Source organism: Halorubrum zhoui (assembly GCF_051194155.1).
GTDB lineage: Archaea > Halobacteriota > Halobacteria > Halobacteriales > Haloferacaceae > Halorubrum.
In genome coordinates this window covers 202157-220464 of the sequence record NZ_JBLZNJ010000001.1, presented here as the reverse complement: position 1 = coordinate 220464, position 18308 = coordinate 202157, and the positions used below count along the sequence as shown (strand labels likewise).

At 69.1% G+C, this 18308-nt stretch carries 19 protein-coding genes and 1 tRNA gene; 14 read left to right on the top strand and 6 right to left on the bottom strand.

Annotated elements, in window-relative coordinates:
- Window positions 1-116 precede the first annotated feature (116 nt).
- The 4 genes from glpA (at window position 117) to ACNTAO_RS01085 (ending at window position 6152) form a co-directional block, all read left to right on the top strand.
- Window positions 117-1865, top strand: a complete 1749-nt coding sequence (gene glpA / locus ACNTAO_RS01100) for an anaerobic glycerol-3-phosphate dehydrogenase subunit GlpA (protein WP_435160080.1) — start codon at window positions 117-119, stop codon at window positions 1863-1865.
- Entirely contained in the window at window positions 1852-3222 is a 1371-nt protein-coding gene (glpB, locus tag ACNTAO_RS01095) for a glycerol-3-phosphate dehydrogenase subunit GlpB (RefSeq protein WP_435160079.1), read from the top strand. Before glpA ends, glpB begins: the two co-directional genes overlap by 14 nt.
- Before the next feature lies 1 nt (window position 3223).
- Window positions 3224-4624 (top strand): anaerobic glycerol-3-phosphate dehydrogenase subunit C, encoded by a 1401-nt coding sequence (locus tag ACNTAO_RS01090; RefSeq protein ID WP_435160078.1) that lies wholly within the window; start codon window positions 3224-3226, stop codon window positions 4622-4624.
- A gap of 115 nt (window positions 4625-4739) precedes the next feature.
- On the top strand, window positions 4740-6152 hold the full coding sequence (locus ACNTAO_RS01085) for a CRTAC1 family protein (protein WP_435160076.1): 1413 nt from the start codon (window positions 4740-4742) through the stop codon (window positions 6150-6152).
- A gap of 11 nt (window positions 6153-6163) precedes the next feature.
- Here the strand turns inward: ACNTAO_RS01085 and ACNTAO_RS01080 are convergent, their stop codons facing one another.
- Entirely contained in the window at window positions 6164-6712 is a 549-nt protein-coding gene (locus tag ACNTAO_RS01080) for a tRNA (cytidine(56)-2'-O)-methyltransferase (RefSeq protein ID WP_435160074.1), read from the bottom strand.
- Between the two features lie 159 nt (window positions 6713-6871).
- Here ACNTAO_RS01080 and ACNTAO_RS01075 point away from each other — a divergent pair, with 159 nt between their 5' ends.
- Entirely contained in the window at window positions 6872-7936 is a 1065-nt protein-coding gene (locus ACNTAO_RS01075; RefSeq protein WP_435160073.1) for a phosphoribosylaminoimidazolesuccinocarboxamide synthase, read from the top strand.
- Window positions 7937-7945: 9 nt separating this feature from the next.
- Here ACNTAO_RS01075 and ACNTAO_RS01070 read toward each other — a convergent pair whose 3' ends face one another.
- The gene (locus ACNTAO_RS01070; protein WP_435160072.1) at window positions 7946-8506 is read right to left on the bottom strand and encodes a DUF420 domain-containing protein; all 561 of its coding nucleotides are present in this window, start codon (window positions 8504-8506) and stop codon (window positions 7946-7948) included.
- A gap of 139 nt (window positions 8507-8645) precedes the next feature.
- Here ACNTAO_RS01070 and ACNTAO_RS01065 point away from each other — a divergent pair.
- The 3 genes from ACNTAO_RS01065 to ACNTAO_RS01055 all read left to right on the top strand — a co-directional run bounded on the left by ACNTAO_RS01065 (window position 8646) and on the right by ACNTAO_RS01055 (window position 11379).
- A tRNA-Leu gene (locus ACNTAO_RS01065) sits at window positions 8646-8730 on the top strand.
- A gap of 164 nt (window positions 8731-8894) precedes the next feature.
- Complete coding sequence (gene gatE / locus ACNTAO_RS01060) at window positions 8895-10763, top strand: Glu-tRNA(Gln) amidotransferase subunit GatE (protein WP_435160071.1); 1869 nt, start codon at window positions 8895-8897, stop codon at window positions 10761-10763.
- A 121-nt stretch (window positions 10764-10884) separates the two neighbouring features.
- On the top strand, window positions 10885-11379 hold the full coding sequence (locus ACNTAO_RS01055) for a phosphate-starvation-inducible PsiE family protein (RefSeq protein ID WP_435160070.1): 495 nt from the start codon (window positions 10885-10887) through the stop codon (window positions 11377-11379).
- A 26-nt stretch (window positions 11380-11405) separates the two neighbouring features.
- Here ACNTAO_RS01055 and ACNTAO_RS01050 read toward each other — a convergent pair whose 3' ends face one another.
- From ACNTAO_RS01050 to ACNTAO_RS01040, 3 genes are all read right to left on the bottom strand, one after another.
- Window positions 11406-11936, bottom strand: coding sequence for a DUF8526 domain-containing protein (locus ACNTAO_RS01050; RefSeq protein WP_435160069.1), 531 nt, complete (start codon window positions 11934-11936; stop codon window positions 11406-11408).
- Window positions 11937-12001: 65 nt separating this feature from the next.
- A complete protein-coding gene (locus ACNTAO_RS01045; protein WP_435160222.1) occupies window positions 12002-12361 on the bottom strand; it encodes a 2Fe-2S iron-sulfur cluster-binding protein in 360 nt (119 codons plus the stop codon).
- 29 nt (window positions 12362-12390) lie between these two features.
- Entirely contained in the window at window positions 12391-13806 is a 1416-nt protein-coding gene (locus ACNTAO_RS01040) for a cobyrinic acid a,c-diamide synthase CobB (protein ID WP_435160066.1), read from the bottom strand.
- A 96-nt stretch (window positions 13807-13902) separates the two neighbouring features.
- Between ACNTAO_RS01040 and ACNTAO_RS01035 the strand changes: the two genes are divergently transcribed.
- The 6 genes from ACNTAO_RS01035 to ACNTAO_RS01010 all read left to right on the top strand — a co-directional run bounded on the left by ACNTAO_RS01035 (window position 13903) and on the right by ACNTAO_RS01010 (window position 17941).
- A complete protein-coding gene (locus ACNTAO_RS01035; RefSeq protein WP_435160065.1) occupies window positions 13903-14901 on the top strand; it encodes a biotin--[acetyl-CoA-carboxylase] ligase in 999 nt (332 codons plus the stop codon).
- 99 nt (window positions 14902-15000) lie between these two features.
- On the top strand, window positions 15001-16194 hold the full coding sequence (locus ACNTAO_RS01030; protein WP_435160063.1) for a redox-regulated ATPase YchF: 1194 nt from the start codon (window positions 15001-15003) through the stop codon (window positions 16192-16194).
- Between the two features lie 40 nt (window positions 16195-16234).
- Window positions 16235-16435, top strand: a complete 201-nt coding sequence (locus tag ACNTAO_RS01025; protein ID WP_435160062.1) for a methytransferase partner Trm112 — start codon at window positions 16235-16237, stop codon at window positions 16433-16435.
- 128 nt (window positions 16436-16563) lie between these two features.
- On the top strand, window positions 16564-17142 hold the full coding sequence (locus ACNTAO_RS01020; protein WP_435160061.1) for a DUF7524 family protein: 579 nt from the start codon (window positions 16564-16566) through the stop codon (window positions 17140-17142).
- Window positions 17143-17275: 133 nt separating this feature from the next.
- Window positions 17276-17488, top strand: coding sequence for a DUF1918 domain-containing protein (locus ACNTAO_RS01015; protein WP_435160060.1), 213 nt, complete (start codon window positions 17276-17278; stop codon window positions 17486-17488).
- Window positions 17489-17500: 12 nt separating this feature from the next.
- Window positions 17501-17941 carry an RNA-binding protein gene (locus ACNTAO_RS01010; protein ID WP_435160059.1) on the top strand — a complete coding sequence of 147 codons (441 nt, stop codon included), beginning with the start codon at window positions 17501-17503 and terminating at the stop codon, window positions 17939-17941.
- A gap of 18 nt (window positions 17942-17959) precedes the next feature.
- Here the strand turns inward: ACNTAO_RS01010 and ACNTAO_RS01005 are convergent, their stop codons facing one another.
- Window positions 17960-18256 (bottom strand): DUF5779 family protein, encoded by a 297-nt coding sequence (locus tag ACNTAO_RS01005; protein ID WP_435160057.1) that lies wholly within the window; start codon window positions 18254-18256, stop codon window positions 17960-17962.
- Between the last annotated feature and the right edge of the window lie 52 nt (window positions 18257-18308).

Sequence of the window (18308 nt, the reverse complement as noted above, 5' to 3'; positions counted from 1 at the left end):
CTTGTATATAAATAAATCGGTGGTGTGCCCACCCGGTGCCGTTGATCGTCCCTGATAGTTACGACCGAGGTCGACCGGGAGGTAAAGTAAAGTGTCCCGGGCACACTGCATATGACATGGACAATCAAGTGGATGTCGTCGTCATCGGTGGGGGGTCGACCGGGTGCGGCGTGATACGCGACCTCGCTCGACGGGGGCTCGACGCCGTCCTCGTCGAGAAGGGAAATCTGACGCACGGAACGACCGGGCGAATGCACGGACTGCTCCACAGCGGCGGTCGATACGCGGTCGCAGACAAGAAGTCCGCACGCGAGTGCATGGAGGAGAATCGGGTACTGCGGGACATCGCTGGCCACTGCGTCGAAGAGACCGGTGGGCTCTTCGTCAAACGACCGGAGGACGCAGAGGAGTACTTCCAAGAGAAGCTCGAGGGATGCCGCGAGTGTGACATCCCGGCAGAGGTGATCGACGGCGAGGAAGCCCGTCGACGCGAGCCGTACCTCGCACGCGACGTCGAAAAGGCGATCGCCGTCCCCGACGGCGCGATCGACCCGTTCCGACTCTGTGTCGCCAACGCTGCGGACGCCCGCGAACACGGCGCGCGGGTTGAGACGCACGCCGAGGTGACCGACATCCTCGTTGAAGACGGCGAGGTCGTCGGCATCGAGATCCAACACGACAGCGGCCCAGGCAAGCGCGTCCACCACGAGCCGGGCGAGACCGAAGCGATCTACGCGCGGTACGTCGTGAACGCGACCGGCGCGTGGGCCGGACAGATCGGCGAGATGGCCGGCGTCGACGTCGAAGTGCGTCCGTCGAAGGGCGTCATGACGGTGATGAACACCAGACAGGTCGACACCGTAATCAACCGGTGTCGGCCGAAGGGCGACGCCGACATCGTCGTCCCCCACGAGACGGCGTGTATCCTCGGCACCACGGACGAAGAGGTCGACGACCCCGAGGACTACCCCGAAGAGGAGTGGGAGGTCGACCTGATGATAGAGACGCTCTCGGAGCTCGTCCCCGCGCTGAAAGACGCCCGCACGCTCCGGTCGTTCTGGGGCGTGCGACCGTTGTACGAGCCGCCGGGAACCGGCACCGACGACCCGACCGACATCACCCGCGACTACTTCCTCCTCGACCACGACGTCCGCGACGACCTGCCGGGTATGACGAGCATCGTCGGTGGAAAGCTCACCACCTACCGGATGATGGCGGAGTCGATCACCGACCACGTCTGTGAGAAGCTCGACCACGAGGCCGAGTGTGACACCGCCGAGGCGCCGCTTCCCGGCTCCGAGGACTTCTCCGTGCTCCGTGACTACATGGAGGAGTTCGGCATCCGCTCGCCCATCGGCCGTCGGTCGGCCCAGCGGCTCGGGTCGCGAACCGACGAGGTGCTCACCAGCGCGGATCCGAACCCCGTGGTGTGTGAGTGTGAGGGCGTGACCCGCGCGGAGGTCCGCGACGGCATCGACCAGGCGGGCTCCGACCTGAACGCGGTCCGACTGCGGACCCGCGCCTCGATGGGCAACTGTCAGGGCGGCTTCTGCACCCACCGTATCGCCTCCGAGCTGGCACGAGAGTACCCGGAGCCCGTCGTTCGTGACGCCGAGGCCGAGCTGTTCCAGGAGCGCTGGAAGGGGCAGCGGCACGCGCTGTGGGGTCGACAGCTCTCACAGGCGATGTTGAACCGGATGCTCCACGCCACGACGATGAACCGCGACGGCGACCTCGCGAGCATCGACGCCGACGTCGACTTCGGCGCGTTCGACGCGGGCGAGGCCGCCGCCGGCGGCTCGGACGTCGGCGGCTCGCCGACCGGCGTCACGGCGACCGACGGGGGACGCGATGGCGATAGATAGCGACGTACTCGTCGTCGGTGGCGGCCTCGCTGGTATCACGGCGGCCATCTCGGCCGCCAGAGAGGGCGCCCACGTCAGGCTCGTCTCGCACAAGGCGAGCACGCTCCGGCAGGCGTCGGGACTGATAGACGCGCTCGGGTACGTCCCACCGACCGACCCCTCGAAACCACTGCGGGAGGGCCCGCCGACGGCCGGCCGGAACCTCGATCGGGACGAGTGGCCGGATCCGGAGGGCCCGCTCGCCGACCCGTACGACGCGATCGCGAGACTCCCTGCAGACCACCCGTACCGACTCGTCGGCGGCGACGCGCTTCGCGAGGGGTTGTCGTTGTTCGACGAGCTGACCGGCGCTGCGTACCACGGCGGTCACACCGACCAGAACGCGCTCGTTCCCACGTTCGGCGGCAGCGTGAAGCCGACCGCCCGATATCCGACGTCGGCGAAGGCCGGACTCGCGAGCGACGACCGCGCGACGCTCGTCGTCGGCTTCCGCTCGCTCACCGAGTACGACGCGCGGGCGCTCGCCGGGCGGCTGGATGCCGGCGGCGTCCCGTTCGAGGTCGCCGGCGCGGAAGTCGAGTTCGCGGAGGCGTTCCGCGCGGACACGAAGATCACCCGGATCGCGAAGGCGCTCGACCGGGACGAGCCGATCGATGGAACACCGGCGCGCGAGGCGCTCGCAGCGGCGGTCGAACCCCATCTCACCGACGCGGTCGAACGCGGCGACGTCGGCCGGGTCGACCGCGTCGGGTTCCCCGCGTTCCTCGGCGACGACGAGTCTGCGGCGGTTCGCGCGGAGCTCGCAGACCGCCTCGGCGCGGCGGTGTTCGAGATTCCGATGGGGCCGCCGAGTCTGCCGGGACTTCGGCTCGAGGACCTCCTGTACGACGCGCTCGACGACGCGGGCGTCTCGTTCGAGACCGGGACGCCCGTCGTCGGCTACGAAACCGGTGACGACGGATCGATAGACCATCTCCTCATGGATCGAAAGGGTACCGAAGTCCCGTACGGCGCCGAATCGATCGTGCTCGCCACGGGTGGCCTCGTCGGCAAGGGGCTGGATTCGGACCGAGCGGGCGTCACGGAGCCCGTCTTGGACCTCCACGTCCCACAGCCGTCGGAGCGGTACGAGTGGTTCGTCGACGACGCGTACGGCGAGCAGCCGTACGCGCGGTTTGGGGTCGCCGCAGACGAGCGGTTACGACCGCTCGACGGGGACGGTGAGGTATCGCACGACAACGTCCGGGTAGCCGGCGCGGTGCTCGGCGGCGCGGACGTCGCGAGAGAGAAGTCGGCGAGCGGCGTCTCGCTCGCCACCGGCCTCGTGGCCGGACGGGAGGCGGCGATGGAGGTCTGAGATGTCAGGACACAATACAGACGAGACGGACGACGCGACAGAGCGTGCGGCAGCGACGTCGGCCGACGACGAGCGGTCGGCGGCGACGGACGGGGGCGTCGAGAGCGCGACCGGGGGCGCACCCGCGGGAGAGCTCGACCCGGACGCCTACGACCCGGTCGACGTGTTCCCCGGCGGTGACCTCGACCTGCGAGAGGGTGCCGACTCGTGTTACAAGTGTACGTCCTGTGATACGTCGTGTCCGGTCGCCGAGGTCGACGACGAGTTCCCGGGGCCGAAGTTCCAGGGGCCAGAGCAGTGGCGGCTCAAGCGGAAAGAAGACCACGACATCGACGAGTCGATCACCTCGTGTTCGAACTGTATGCGCTGTGACGAGGCGTGTCCCTCCTCGGTCCCGCTGTCACAGATGCACAACGAGGCGCGTGGGCAGTTCGTCGAAGAACAGATGGAGAAGCTCTCGGTCGAGTACGTCCGCAACCGGATCCTCGCGAACTACCGCACGTCCGCACGGCTGGCCAGCCTGACCCCGCGGCTCGCCACGGTCGCGATGAACTTCGGACCGGTTCGGGTGGCGATGGACAAACTGCTCGGCATCCCGAGCGAGCGCGACTTCCCCGAGTTCGCCACGACGACCTTCCGCGAGTGGTGGCGCGACCGCGGTGGCGCGAAGGTGACGAATCCCGACAAGCGCGTGGCGTACTTCCACGGCTGTTATTCGAACTACAACACGCCGGAGGTCGGGAAGGCGATGGTGCGCGTGTACGAACACTTCGGCTACGAGGTGTTGGTGCCCAAACAGGGCTGTTCTGGCACCCCGATGTTCGCGAACGGAATGCTCGGTGACGCGCGACGACACGCCGAGACCAACGTCGAACACCTCGTCGAAGCGATAGACGACGGTGCCGACGTCATCGCCTCCTGTACGTCGTGTTCGCTCTCGCTGCGCCAGGAGTACCCCGAGCTGTTCGACATCCACGGCATCGACGACCTGGCCGAACACACCTTCGAGGCGCTGGAGTACCTCCGCATCCACGAGGACCTCCACGGCGCGCTCGAAGACGCCAGCCTCGGTACCGACCAGGCGTTCGCGTACCACGCGCCGTGTCACGCCCGGAACCAGGGCCTCGAGCGCCAGGCGGTCGAGACGTTCCGTGACGTCGACGGCGTCACGATGGAGGACGTCGGCGACTCCTGTTCGGGTATCTCGGGTACCTACGGCTGGAAATCGGAGAAGTACGAGAAGTCCATGCAGATCGGCGACGACATGTTCGACCACATGGAAGACGCCGAAGGCGACGTCGGGATGACCGAGTGTCCCACCTGTGCGATGCAGATGGAACACGGGACGGGCTACGAGATTCGCCACCCGCTCCAGCTGCTCGAAGAGGCGCTCGACGCCTGAACCGGTCACGTCGGCGCCTCGTCCAGATTCGCTCGTTTCGTCGAACCCGTGTCGCGTCGGCACACACGCCGACCCAACCCGTGCGTTCTTATTCTCCGGGCGGTGATGGTGGGCCATGTTTGCGGATCGGTCCGATCTCCTCGCCGACGCCGACCCGGTGCGCGGGTACGGGGTGACCGTGACGCCGGGACGCGACGGTCCGCTCGTATTCGTCGCGGGCTACGGCGAGGCGAATCGGCTCTACGCTCGGACCGGTGGTCCGGGTGCGCCGTTCGTCGACACCGCCTGCGGGATCGTCGCCGACGACGGGAGACACGCGATGGGGGTCTGTGCGGCGGACCTCGACGCGGACGGGTGTGAGGAGATCTACGTGCACAACTGCGCGAACAGCGTCGGCGTCACGGGCGACTCGGACCTCCTCTTGAGCCGACTGGAAGCGGGCGGCTACCGCTGGACGGACACGTTCGCGCGGTCGGTGAACGCCGACCGGCTCAACTTCAGGGCGGGTCGCGCCGTCGCCGCGCTCGACCGTCTCGGGACGGGACGGTACGGCGTGGCCGTCGCGAGCTTCGGTGCGCCACTGGCGTTCTACGAACTCGGTGACGACGGCGAGGCGTCCGACATGGCGGACGCGGTCGGGCTCTCGGTCGACGACGGCTGTCGGTCGCTGCTCTCGGGGCCGCTCTGTTCGGCGAGCACCGACCTCTTCGTCGGGGTCGAAGGCGGACCGAACCGGCTGTTTCGGAACGAGCGCGGTCACTTCGAGCCGGTCACCGGCGGGCCGGCGCTCGCCGACCCCGACGGCGACGCTCGGGGGGTCTCGCTGGTCGACGAGGGAGGGCGCTTCGCGCTCACCGTGGGCAACTGGGAGGGAGAGAGCCGGCTGCTCAGGCGGGCCGGCGACGGGCCGTACCGGGACGACGCCCCACCGGCGTTTCGGGCGACCGACCGCGTCCGTTCGGTGGTCGCGGCCGACTTCGACAACGACGGCCGCCAGGAGCTGTTCTGTAACGCGTTCGGGACGACGAACCGACTCTTCGAACGCGTCGACCCCGTCGGCGATCCGGACGCAGAGCCACGGTGGAGCGAGACGTCGGCCGGCGCGGCGGCCGAGGAAAGTGGCTTCGGCACGGGCGCAGTCGCGGCCGACCTCGACGACGACGGCGTAGTGGAGCTGCTCGTCGTTCACGGAGAGGTGGCCGCCCAACCGATCGGTGTGTACGCGGTTCCGGGAGCGGCCGACCACGGGTGGGTCCGGGTTCGACCGACGACGACGCACGGCGCCCCGGCTCGTGGTGCGACGGTGACGCTCACGATGGACGACGGAACGGTGTCTCGACGGGTGATCGACGCCGGCGGGGGCTCGCTCTGCCAGACGGAGCCGGTGGCACACTTCGGGCTCGGCGGCAGCGAGCCGCTGCGGGCGTTGGTTCGCTGGCCCGACGGACGAGAGCTGACGATCGAACGCCCGGCGGCGAACGAAACGGTACGAGTGCCACATCCCGCGGCCGAGGCGGCGCGACGGTGAGCGTGTGGTGGCTACGGGGCGTCGTCGGCGTCGACGACCGTCTTGCCGGTCGCCTCGGGAACGACGCGCCGATCGGCGTCGACCCACTCGCGGTCTAGCTCTCGCCCCTCGAAGAGCGCGTCCAAGAACACGGCGAGTCCCGCGATCTCCGAGTGCGGCTGGTTCGTCACGGCCACGTTGACCGTCGCCTGCTCGTACAGCGCCCACGGGACCTTCTCACCGCCGACGACCACGAGGAGGGGGTCGCCGTCGACGGCTCGGTCGCGCACCGACCCGACGACGTCTTGGATCGGCTCCCCGTACATCGTGAGGTGTGCGATGGCGCCGTCCCACTCGCGGACGAACCCCTGCTGGTCGCCGCGGCACTCGACGCGAAACGGGCCGCCGAAGCGGTCCGTCACGCTCCGGACGGTCTCCGCCGACCCGCTCGCGTTGTCTGGAAACACCACGCGGTCGGCACCGAGCGCACGCGCGGTCAGTCCTACGTGTGTCGTCACCCGGTCGTCTCGGCCGGGCCGATGGCCGTACCGGAGGACGGTCACCGCCGTCGAATCGTTCATACGGCTTCTGTGAGCGGCAACGGCGAGGGCCTTTCGGTGTGAGACGTCGTCGGTGGGACGCCCGAGTTGATCCGTGAGCGTGGATCGAACGCGGCGTCGACCCTCGGCTGTGTCCACAGAAGTGAAAGCTTCATTTGGGTGGCGGGCGCGGGAGTCGGTATGACGAGCGTCAAGGAGTTTCGCGTCGCCGAGCCGGCGACCGCGTCGAGTCTCGGTCGCGGGCGGTTCGTCTTCACCGACGCCTACTCCGTCTTCGACTGGGGGCAGATGCCCGACGACGTCCCACGGAAGGGCGCGAGCCTCTGTGTGATGGGTGCGTACAACTTCGAAGAGCTAGCGGCGGCAGCCGTTCCAACGCACTACCGCGGCGTGGTCGATCCGACGGCCGTCGACGCCGGCGCCGACCCCGAATCGGCCGTCGTTCCGCTCGCGGAGGCGCGCACGCCGCCGACGGAGATGGCGATCGAGCTGACACAGGTGCCGGAGCTTCCGTACCGCGGCCCCGAGGCGGGGTACGACTACGAGGCGTACCACGCCGCGGGCGGGCAGCACTACCTGGTCCCGCTGGAGGTGGTGTTCCGCAACACCGTCCCCGTCGGGTCGAGTCTTCGACGGCGAGCGACGCCCACCGACGTCGGCTTAGAGGCCACGGAGTGGCCGGACGAGCCGGTTTCGCTTCCGGAGCCGATCGTCGAGTTCTCGACGAAGTACGAAGAACGGGACCGCTACCTCTCGCGGGCAGAGGCGGACGCCATCGCCGGCCGCGCGGACGTGGCGTCGCTGGAGGCGCTCGCCCGGCGGGTCAATCGGGTCGTCACCGACCGCGCAGAGGCGACCGGCTTCACCCATCACGACGGGAAAATAGAGTGTCTGTACGACGAGGGCGAGCTCCGTGTCGCGGACGTCGTCGGCACCTTCGACGAGAACCGATTCGCGTGGAACGGCCACGGGGTCTCGAAGGAGGTCGTCCGGCAGTGGTACAAACGCAGTGACCCGACGTGGGTCGAGGCGGTCTCTCGGGCGAAGCGGGACGTCACCGACCGCGACATCGACGACTGGCGGACGCTGTGTACGGAGACGCCGGAGCCGCTCCCGGACGCGGTGCTCGACGCCGTCTCGACGATGTACGCGGCGGGTGCGAACGCCTACACGGAGCGGACGTGGTTCGACGTCCCGCCGATCGACGAGGCGCTACAGACGGTCGAGCGGGTCGTCGGCCAGTGACCCTCGCGGTCAGTAGAGCTGGTACAACATGAGGTAGACGCCGATCCCCATCGCGAACGAGACGAGCCAGAGACTCGCACCGACGAGCCCGACCTGTGCGTGCCGGGTCGTGTACAGCTCTTCGTACGGTCTGGTGGCGGCGAGAAACAGCGCGTGAAAGACGAAGGGAACACAGACGATGGCGAACAGGATGTGGATCGCGAGGAACGGGAGGTAGACGTACGTGTAGACGGTCTCTGGGCCAGGAAACGTCGCGGTCCCGACGAGCACGAGTCGGTAGAGGTAGCCCGCGAGGAAGGCGACGAACAGTCCGAACGACGTCAGCATGAACGCGCGGTGGCGGCGGACGTTTCCACGGGCGATCGCTCGCCAGCCGAGGAGGATGGTACCGATGGCCGTCGCCGAAATGGCGGCGTTGAGGTGCGGGATCGCCGCGAGTACCCCGTCGCTCGCCCGCGGCAGGACACGGCTCGGAATGACGCCGCCGACGGCTCCGAACACGAGCGCGAGGGAGACGACGGACGCGACCGCGGTCAGTATCGAGACGTTCGCTTTGGCCCACTCTCGCATGGTACAGCCGAGGGCCCGGGGGCCAAAACGCCTACCGGTTCACGCGCCCGTCCGACCGGGAGCGCCCGGCCCGCCGACGGTCGAATGGAAGGGCTTTTAATCGGGGACTGGATACGACCGTATGCGAAAACCGCACCGAGCGTGGGTAGCCAAGCCAGGCCAACGGCGCAGCGTTGAGGGCGCTGTCCTGTAGAGGTCCGCCGGTTCAAATCCGGTCCCACGCATCGACGGCGGCACACCCGCCACAGATGCACGGTGTTGTCTACACGACAGCACCCACGCACAACTCCTGTCGAACCCACCCGAAGCGTCGAGCCGCCGCTCGCGCGCCGGCCGCTCAAGCGCGAACTGCCACCCTTTTAGTCACACGGCACCGGAGTGAGCGGTAATGAGCGAGTACGACTACGAGGAGTTGGGCCTCGTCGCCGGGCTGGAGATCCACCAGCAGCTCGACACGGCGACGAAGCTGTTCTGTGACTCCCCGACCGTCGAGCGCGACCCGGCTGCGGCCGACCGGACTATCACCCGCCGACTACATCCGACGACGAGCGAACTCGGCGAACTCGACCAGGCCGCACTCGAAGAGAGCCGCGTCGACCGGGAGTTCACCTACCTGGCGTACGACACCACCTGTCTCGTCGAAGAGGACGACGAGCCGCCGCGGCGGGTCGACGAGGAGGCGCTGTCGGTGGCGTTACAGATAGCCGACCTACTCGACGTACAGGTCGTCGACCAGGCACACGTGATGCGCAAGCTCGTGATCGACGGCTCGAACACCTCGGGGTTCCAGCGGTCGATCCTCCTCGGGCAGGGAGGGTCGATAGAGACCGAGTACGGCGAGGTCTCCATCGTTGACCTCATGTTAGAAGAGGAGTCCGCGAAACGGGTCGAAGCGACGGACGAGGGAGTCGTCTACTCGCTGGATAGACTCGGCGTCCCGCTGGTGGAAATCGGCACCGGACCCGACATTCGCAGCCCAGCGGGTGCGCGCGCGGCCGCAGAACGCATCGGGATGCTGCTCCGGTCGACGGGGTCGGTAAAACGCGGACTCGGGACGATTCGCCAGGACGTCAACGTCTCGATCGCAGAGGGGGCCAGAGTTGAGGTCAAAGGCGTCCAGGATCTCCAGGGCATCGCAGACATCGTCCGCGGCGAGGTCGGCCGGCAGGCGGAGTTGCTCGAGATCCGGGACGCCCTCCGCGACCGCGACGCCGCCGTCGGTGACCCCCAGGCGGTGACCGACGTCTTCGCCGACACCGACTCCGGGGTGGTACGCCGGGCGGTCGACGCGGGAGGGTCGGTGCTCGCCGTGCCGCTTTTCGGGTTCGACGGGCTCGTCGGCCGCGAGATAGGGCCGGACCGGCGGCTCGGGACCGAGCTGTCGGACCACGCGAAACGCCACGGCGCCGGCGGCGTGTTTCACACCGACGAGCTGCCGGCGTACGGCGTCACCGACGCCGAGGTGGCCGCGCTCCGTGCGGCGGTCGGCGCCGGCGACGCCGACGCGGTCGTCATGGTCGCTGACGACGACGAGACCGCACGACTCGCGATCGAGGCGGTCGCCGACCGTGCCGCGGCGGCGATCGAGGGCGTTCCGGAGGAGACGCGCGGGGCGAACGACGACGGCACCACGCGGTACCTGCGCCCGCTTCCCGGAGCGGCCCGGATGTACCCCGAGACGGACGTCCCGCCGGTCGACCCCGACCCGTCTGCCGTCGAGCGGCCGGAGCTGCTCGATGAAAAGCGCGACCGCTACGTCGAACAGTTTGGGCTGGATCCTGGGCTCGCAGCGCAGGTCGCGTTCGGTCGCCGCTTCCCGCTGTTCGAGACGGCCGTCGAACGTGGCGTCGACCCGACGTTCGCGGCCTCGACGCTCGAGTCGACGACGACCGAGATTCGCCGGGACGGCGCTCCCGTCGAGCGGCTCGACGACGACCACTTCCTCGCAGTGTTCGAACTCGTCGAGGACGGGACGCTCGCGAAAGAGGGCGTCCCGGCGGTGCTCACGACGCTCGCCGAGGAGCCGTCGCTCTCGGCAGCCGACGCGGTCGAGGCCGCGGGGCTCTCCGGTGTGGACGAAGAGGCCGTCCGGACGGCCGTCGCCGAGGTCGTCGAGCGCAACGCCGACCAGGTGACGACGGAGGGGATGGGCGCGTTTTCCGGGCTGATGGGCGAGGCCATGGGTGAGCTTCGCGGAAAGGCCGACGGCGAGGTCGTCTCCGAGGCGCTTCGCGAAGAGATCCAGTCGCGGATCTGACCCGCTCGGCCCGTCCGGTTCGGTCGCTCGGCCCGTCGGTCTCACACACCGCCGCTCGGACGCCCGTCAGGCCACGACTTTTAGGTGTCACCGGCCGCAGTACTGAGTACGAGTATCACGAATGGATGAGTCTCCATCGGCCGACGAGTCTGCCGGTCGACCGGCTGCACACGATCCGCACGACCGCATCTTCGGACTGACCGGGCGGTTCGTGAGTGCCGTCGAGCTGGCCGCCGCCGCGCTGTTCGCGCTGTTGTTCGGGATCGGCGTCGTCGACCTGGCGCTACAGATAGCCGAGACCGTTCCGACCGGCGAGATCACGGACCCGCTCGTCGTCATCGGCTTCATCGAGACCGGGCTGTTGTTGTTGATCATCGTTGAGGTGTACGAGACGGTCGTCGCGTACATCGAACAGAGCGAGACCCGCCGGATCGTCAGACTCGTGATCTACACGGGGGTGATTGCGATGGTGCGGAAGGTCATCATCTACCGGACGGGCGAGTACGAGACCGCGGAGGCCGCGCTGTTCGCCGCGGTGTCGTACACGATCGTCCTCTTCGGGCTCGTCGCATTGTTGTACGTTGAGCGCAGCATGGGCCCGACGATCGAGCCGTGAGCCGGGGGTGACGCCGACCGCTCGGTTCACCCGGGGAGGTCGCCGGTGACGCCGGCCCGGAGGTCGTTGCCAAAGTAGTGTCCGAGGAGTCCGAGTACGAGCCCGAGGGTGCCGCCGACCACGAGCAGCGGGAGCCCCCACTGGCTCAGATAGTCCACCCCGATCGGGAGGAAGCCGACGCCCAGTACGTTGCTCACCGCCGTCCCGGCGCCGGCGAGTGCGCCGGTGAGTCCGGTCTCGACGTAGCGCCGGCCTCCGGTGGCGAGGCCGACGAGAAACGTTCCAAGGAGTATCCCAGCGGCCGCACCGAGGGTCCCACCGACGAGCGGCACGAGCCCGCCGGCGACGACGCCGACGGCGACCGTGGCGCCCGTCACGCCGAGCAGCTTGAGCGACAGCCACCGCCCGTCGACGCCGACCCGCGACGTCGGTGGCGCACCGGACCGGGACCGTCCTGCCTCGTCGCTGGCCTCCCCCGAGCGATCGTCGTCGAGGAGCCCGTCGAGGTCTTCGAGCGGGTCCGTCTCCTCGGACTCTCGCTCCTTGGAGGGTTGCATGGGTCACACTCCCGGTCGAGTGAACTTGTCTCTTGTGGCGGTCGATACGGCGAACCCGGGCTGGCTCACTCGCGTCCGCCCCACACCAGCTTGTCGACGAGTTCGACGGTCATCGGCCGGTCGACGACGACCTGACACGAGAGCCGCGGGTACCCGAACCGGGCCGCGAGACGGTCGTGCCAGTGTGTCGGTGCCGGCCCGGTGTGAATCCGAACGCCACAGGTCGCACAGACCCCACGACCGCCGCAGTTCAGCCGGCTGGTCGCCGCCGTGTACGGCGAGTAACCGGCGTCGACGAGGGCGTCGCGGAGTCGCGTCCCCGACTCGACGGCCAGCTCGTGGCGCTCGCCGTCCCGGTCGACGACGACGACAGTGACGGTCTCTTCGACGGGGCGTGAGGCGTCGTCGGGGTCGCGGTCGGCCACGTCCTCGGGAGTGCGTTCGGCCACGACGGTCACCCTCGCGCGTACGTTCGGGCCGCCTCGACCAGCCGGTCGAACGCTCCGCACGCCGGATGCCGGTGCGCGTACGTTCCGACCGTGCGCCGTGTGACGAGCCCATCGTGGTCGCCGTCGATCCCGTCGCCGCGTTCGAGTTCGAACGCGAACCGGGCGTCGGTCGCCGTCGACACGGTCGCCTCGCCGCCGAACGCGTGCGCAGAGTAGTGAAACTCGTGGCCGCGGTGGCGGTCGCCGGCGCGCGCCGTGACGCCGTCGTCGACCGCGCGGAGCTCGACGTGGTCGAGCGCCTGGTACCGGTCACACATCGTGACGTCGCCCGGGAGCACTCCAGCCATCGCGTGGGTCTCGCCGTCGACGGTGGTCAGCGACTCGGCGAGCGCCATCAGGCCTCCACACTCGCCGAGGATCGGGAGGCCGTCGGCAGCGCGCTCGGCGAGTGTCTCGAGTGCTGGCGACGCGGCGAGTGCCGCCGCGTGCGTCTCCGGGTACCCACCGGGGAGGTAGACTGCGTCGCACGCCGGGAGGTCGTCGCCGGCGACGGGAGCGAACGGTTCGACCGTCGCCAGCGCGCGGAGTCGCTCCCACGTCGCCGGGTAGACGAACCGAAACGCGTCGTCGGCGGCGACCGCAATCGTTGGCACGTCTCCTGTCGAGGAGCCTGCTGACTGCTCCCGTCGACTCCGTGCCGCCTCCCTCGGGGCGGCGACGGGCCGTGAGAGGCGCGCGAGGGCCTCGCCGTCGATCGGTTCGGCTGCGGCCTCGATGGCCGACTCGTCGATCGGACGCTCGTCGCCCATGTGGAGACCGAGGTGTCTGTCGGGGATCGTCAGATCGTCTGCGGGCGGGACGTGACCGACCCAGTCGATGCCTGCGGGGAGCGACTCGCGGATGCCGTCGGCGTGTCGGCCCGCGTGTGCCCGTTGTGCGAGGACGCCGGCGACGTCGACGCGAGAGTCGTCGACCGCGTCGATGACCGCCGGAGGGAGGTCGACGTGTGCGGCGTACTCGCGAAAGCCGAGTGCGGTCGCCCCGACGCTTTGCATGCCCGCACCCGCGTCGACGACGAGGACGACCGGCACGTCGAGCGCCGCCGCGGTCGCGGCCGTCGACGTCACGGAGCCGTCGTAGAGCCCCATCATCCCTTCGACGACCGCGATTGCGTCGTCTCCGGCGTCCTCGGCACCCCGCGCGAGGGTCCGTCGTACCCCGTCGACGCCCTGTATCCACGTGTCGAGGGTTCGAGAGGGCCGACCGAGTGCGGCCGCGTGGTGGCTCGGGTCGATGTAGTCCGGGCCGGCCTTCGCCGGGACGGGGTCGTAGCCCGCGTCCGCGAGCGCCCGCGAGACGGCAAGCGTCGCGATCGTCTTGCCGACGCCCGAGGCGGTGCCGCCGAGGACGAGTCCGTTCATGCCACCGATTGCGATGGGGACGAGAAAAGCCGTTCGTCGGGGGTGGACGAGGACCGAGCCGGAATGACTTTGCGTCTCGGTCGGCTCTCCGCGTCCATGGACACCCGCCGCGCGCTGCTCGACGCGTTGGCCGACGGCCCCGTCTCCGGTCCGTCGCTCGCGGCCGAGCTCGGCGTCTCCCGGGCGGCCGTCTGGAAGGCGGTCGAAGGGCTCCGCGAGGAGGGATTCGCCGTCGAGTCGACCGACGACGGCTACGTCGCGCCGGCCGACCCCGGCTACGGCGCACCGGGGATCGAGTTCGCCCTCGACGCTCCGTACACCGTCGAGTATCACGACACGCTCTCCTCGACGAACACCCGAGCGCGGGCGCTCGCCGAGTCGGGCGCGTCCGACGTCGTCGTCGTCGCCGACGCGCAAACCGGCGGCCGAGGACGGCTCAACCGCTCGTGGGTCGCACCGAGCGGCGGCGTCTGGCTCTCGGTGCTCACGGCTCCGGCCGTGTCGACGGCGCGGGCCCCGCAGCTCACCCTCGCCGCCGCGGTCGCGGTGGCCGACGCCTGTCGAGCCGTCGGCGTCGACGCCGGGATCAAGTGGCCGAACGACGTGCTGCTCGAGAGCGAGGGTGGGGCATCGAGCGACCCGAACGTCGGGAGGGAGGGCCACGAGCCCGTCGGACGTGGCGGGCAGAAACTCGCCGGCATCCTCACCGAGATGGAGGGCGAAGCCGATCGGGTCGCCTGGCTCGTCGTCGGTGTCGGCGTCAACGCCAACGTGGACCCGTCCGAACTCCCGGCCGGAGCGACGTCGCTTCGGGCGGTCTGCGGCGATCCGATCGACCGCCGCGCCTTCGTCCGCGACGTGCTCGAGCGATACGCCGAGCTGACGGCCGACCTCAAGGCGGTACTTCCGGCGTGGCGCAATCGCGCTCTCACGCTCGGGCGGCGGGTCCGCGTGGAGACGTCCACGGAGACGGTCGTCGGAGAGGCGGTCGACGTCGAGCCGCCCGGGGCGCTCGTGGTCGAGACCGATGCCGAGACGGTTCGCGTACACGCCGGTGACTGTACGCACCTCAGAGCGGCCGACCCTAGCGCGTGAGGCGGGCGGACAACGAAGGTCGACGTCACTCGCCGTTCCCGGCGACGAGACGCCGCCGCGTCTCGGTTGGTTTTTGCGCTCCACGTGCAGACGGTGTGTATGAGTCACCGGATCGGTCTCGTCGGCAAGCCCTCGGTCGGGAAGTCGACGTTCTTCAACGCGGCGACGATGAACGACGTTCCCGAAGGCGCGTACCCGTTCACCACGATCGACCCGAGCGTCGGCGAGGCGTACGTCCGCGTCCCCTGTGCGGCACCCGAGTTCGACGAGACGTGCACGCCGAGTGTCGGCGTCTGCCGCGACGGCACGCGGTTCGTGCCGGTCGAACTCGTCGACGTCGCCGGGTTGGTCCCCGGCGCTCACGAGGGACGCGGGCTCGGCAACCAGTTCCTTTCCGACCTCAACGAGACGGACGTGTTGGTCCACGTCGTCGACTTCTCTGGGGAGACGGACAGCGAAGGCGAGCGGACGACCGGTCACGACCCACGGACGGACATCGACTTCCTCGAAGACGAGCTCGACGCCTGGTACCTGACGGTCCTCGAGAAGGGAATCGAGCGGTTCGACACGCGGTATCACGGCGCCGACCCGGCGATAGAGGAGTCACTCGGCGAGCAGCTCTCCGCGTTTGGGATCGGTCCAGACGAACTCAAACAGGTGATCCTCGCCGAGGCGATCGGACTCGATCCCGACGCGTGGACCGTGGCCGACCGAGCCGGACTCGCACACGCGATCCGGACTCGAACCAAGCCGATGGTCGTCGCTGCCAACAAGATGGACACCGAGACGGCCCGGGCGAACTGGGAGACGATCACCGACGACCCAGCCTACGAGCACCTCTCGTTCGTCCCGGTGAGCGCACACGCCGAGAAGGCGCTGAAGAACGCGGCCGACGCGGGCGTCGTCACCTACACCCCCGGTGACGACGACTTCACGATCGTCGACGACGTCTCACCGGAGCAGGCGGCCGGACTGGAGCGCGTCCGTGCACACGTCGACGCCTACGGCGGCACGGGTGTTCAGGCCGCGCTGGAGGCGGCCGTCTTCGACGTCCTCGACCGAATCGCAGTGTTTCCCGGAACGGCGAGCGGCACGGTCGACGAGAAGGGCGTCTTCCGCGACTGTTTCCTGCTCCCGGCGAGCGCGACGACCGCCGACTTCGCCCACCACATCCACTCGGAGATCGGCGAGGGCCTCCTCCACGGGATCGACTGCCGCACGGGCCGACAGATCGGAACCGCCCACGAGCTGGCCCATCGCGACGTAGTCGAACTGGTGTCGACGAACCAGTGACCCGGACCCTTTTTGAGGCGGCCGCGCCAACCGAGTTGGTATGAAGGAGTCGCTCATGGACGTCGTCTGCTGTCCGCTTGACAAAGCCGACCTGGAGTTGTCCGTCGAAGACCGCGAGGACGACGAGATCCTGACCGGAACGCTCAGCTGTGCCGAGTGCGGCGAGCAGTACCCGATCGAAGACGGCATTCCGAACCTCCTCCCGCCGGACATGCGCGACGAAGAGGGGGCGGCGGCGTAGACGGGCGTCGAAGGCCGTGACGACGGTGATGCGAGGGCTGACGAAGGGAAGTGTCGCACGGGACACGTGACGGTGAGTTGAACTGTGTATGCTGCACCTTTTTCTCACCCCGGGGTGATACACAGCCCGTGTCGACGCTCGACGTGGAACTGAACGGGCCGGAGGTGCACGCGATCCGAGCACCGGATCGGTTCGAGACCGACGAGACGTTCACCGTCGCGCTCGCGAACCGTGGACAGTCCACGCACGTCCACCTCCACCTCGACGACGACCTCGACCGAGTGGCCTCGCTCGACGCGGGGAACCACTACGTCGAAGCGGAGTCGGTCGTGCACGTCCGCGTCACGACCACGCCGCCGGAGGAGCCGGTCGCTGGGACGCTCGACGTCGTCACCGGCTACGGCTCGAATCGGGCGTCTATCGAGGTTCGCGTGGACCCGCCGCCGACCGCCGGGGAGGGCGTCCTCGTCGACGAGGAGTTCACGAAGCCGCCGGCACAGCCGCCACCGCCCTCGTGGGACCGACGGCTCGCGGGTGCCGTCTCGACGGCCGTCGAACGCGGTGGCGTGCCGGCGCTCCTCCTCTCGCTCGTCGCGGTCGCCCTCGGCGTCGCTGCCGCCCTCGCCATCGAGAGCGTGGTGCTGCTGCTCGCCGCCGGTGGAGCGATCGTGGTCGCGCTCGCCGCGACGCTCTCGCTGCTGTGGTGAGCCCCGAAGACGGCCACCCACCGACGATCCACGGCCACCGACGGTCCACGGCCATCGACGGTCCACGGCCACCGTGACGCCCCGGCCCTCGCCGAATCCACGCGTTTTTAACCGTCCCGCCGGTAGCCGACGCATGAGTCTCGAGAAGGACGACCGAGTGGTCCTCCACGACAAACACAGCGAGTACGACGGCGAGACCGGGACGGTGACCCAGGTGATGGAGACGATGTTCGGCGACGCCACGTACACCGTGACGTTCGACGAGGGCCAAGAGACCGGCGTCCCCGAGGACGCACTGGAGACCGCCGGGTCCGAGGCGGCCGCCGAAGACGAGCCAGAGGCGTAACGACACCGTCCCGTGCCCGCTGTCCCGTTCCACTACGTCGACCTCAGAGCGTTCTCGTACGCCACCGAAGACGAGAAGCGCGTCGAGACGGCGCTTCGAACGCTCGTACCCGCGGACGCACCCATCGACCGCGCGGAGACCGTCGGCCACCACGGCGACCGAATCGTCGTGTTCTCTGCCCGTATCGAGGTGGCAGACGGGATGCGACACGTCCTCGACCGATTCGCGACCCTCCCCGACCTCGACCACGTGCTCGAGGAGCTCGACGAGCGGGTCGACGACAACTGCGCGCTGTTCGTGCGCCTCGACAAGCAGGCGGCGTTCCGCGGTGACGTCAGGCTCGGCCACGGCATCACGCTCAGAGCGAAAGTCGAGGCGTACCCCGCGAAACACGACGCGGCCGTCGAGAACGCCCGCGAAACGCTCTCGCGGCTCGCGACCGAGTCGTCGTAGCCGAGACGCCGACTCGACTCACGCAGACAGTCGGTCGGTGTCGATGGCCGTCTCGGGCGGGGTCACGATCAAAAACCCCCGAAAGTGCATCAGCGAGCCACCGGCGTCTCTCACCTCGCGAGCGAAGCCGGCGGCGAGCTCGTTGAGGTCGCCGTCGACCGCCAACACGAGGACGTCGCCCGCCTCGACGTGTCGGACCCACGCTGCCGGCTCGGTCGACCCGTCGAGGACGTCGAGGACCACGTCGCCGCCGGCGGGAACCGGGGAGTCCAGCTCGGCTTCGGCGTCGCGGAGGTCGAGGTCCCAATCTGCCATACCGGAGCGACGACGCACGCCGAGAAAAGCGTTCGGCTCGCGGGGTCGCCTC

Bases quoted from the DNA above. Each gene is read 5' to 3' on its own strand.
- ACNTAO_RS01085 (WP_435160076.1), top strand. From the start codon at position 4,740: ATGTTTGCGGATCGGTCCGATCTCCTCGCCGACGCCGACCCGGTGCGC.
- ACNTAO_RS01025 (WP_435160062.1), top strand. From the start codon at position 16,235: ATGAAGGAGTCGCTCATGGACGTCGTCTGCTGTCCGCTTGACAAAGCC.
- ACNTAO_RS01075 (WP_435160073.1), top strand. From the start codon at position 6,872: ATGACGAGCGTCAAGGAGTTTCGCGTCGCCGAGCCGGCGACCGCGTCG.
- ACNTAO_RS01050 (WP_435160069.1), bottom strand. From the start codon at position 11,936: ATGCAACCCTCCAAGGAGCGAGAGTCCGAGGAGACGGACCCGCTCGAA.
- ACNTAO_RS01005 (WP_435160057.1), bottom strand. From the start codon at position 18,256: ATGGCAGATTGGGACCTCGACCTCCGCGACGCCGAAGCCGAGCTGGAC.
- ACNTAO_RS01015 (WP_435160060.1), top strand. From the start codon at position 17,276: ATGAGTCTCGAGAAGGACGACCGAGTGGTCCTCCACGACAAACACAGC.
- glpB (WP_435160079.1), top strand. From the start codon at position 1,852: ATGGCGATAGATAGCGACGTACTCGTCGTCGGTGGCGGCCTCGCTGGT.
- gatE (WP_435160071.1), top strand. From the start codon at position 8,895: ATGAGCGAGTACGACTACGAGGAGTTGGGCCTCGTCGCCGGGCTGGAG.
- ACNTAO_RS01070 (WP_435160072.1), bottom strand. From the start codon at position 8,506: ATGCGAGAGTGGGCCAAAGCGAACGTCTCGATACTGACCGCGGTCGCG.
- ACNTAO_RS01040 (WP_435160066.1), bottom strand. From the start codon at position 13,806: ATGAACGGACTCGTCCTCGGCGGCACCGCCTCGGGCGTCGGCAAGACG.
- ACNTAO_RS01030 (WP_435160063.1), top strand. From the start codon at position 15,001: ATGAGTCACCGGATCGGTCTCGTCGGCAAGCCCTCGGTCGGGAAGTCG.
- ACNTAO_RS01090 (WP_435160078.1), top strand. From the start codon at position 3,224: ATGTCAGGACACAATACAGACGAGACGGACGACGCGACAGAGCGTGCG.
- ACNTAO_RS01080 (WP_435160074.1), bottom strand. From the start codon at position 6,712: ATGAACGATTCGACGGCGGTGACCGTCCTCCGGTACGGCCATCGGCCC.
- ACNTAO_RS01055 (WP_435160070.1), top strand. From the start codon at position 10,885: ATGGATGAGTCTCCATCGGCCGACGAGTCTGCCGGTCGACCGGCTGCA.
- ACNTAO_RS01035 (WP_435160065.1), top strand. From the start codon at position 13,903: ATGGACACCCGCCGCGCGCTGCTCGACGCGTTGGCCGACGGCCCCGTC.
- glpA (WP_435160080.1), top strand. From the start codon at position 117: ATGGACAATCAAGTGGATGTCGTCGTCATCGGTGGGGGGTCGACCGGG.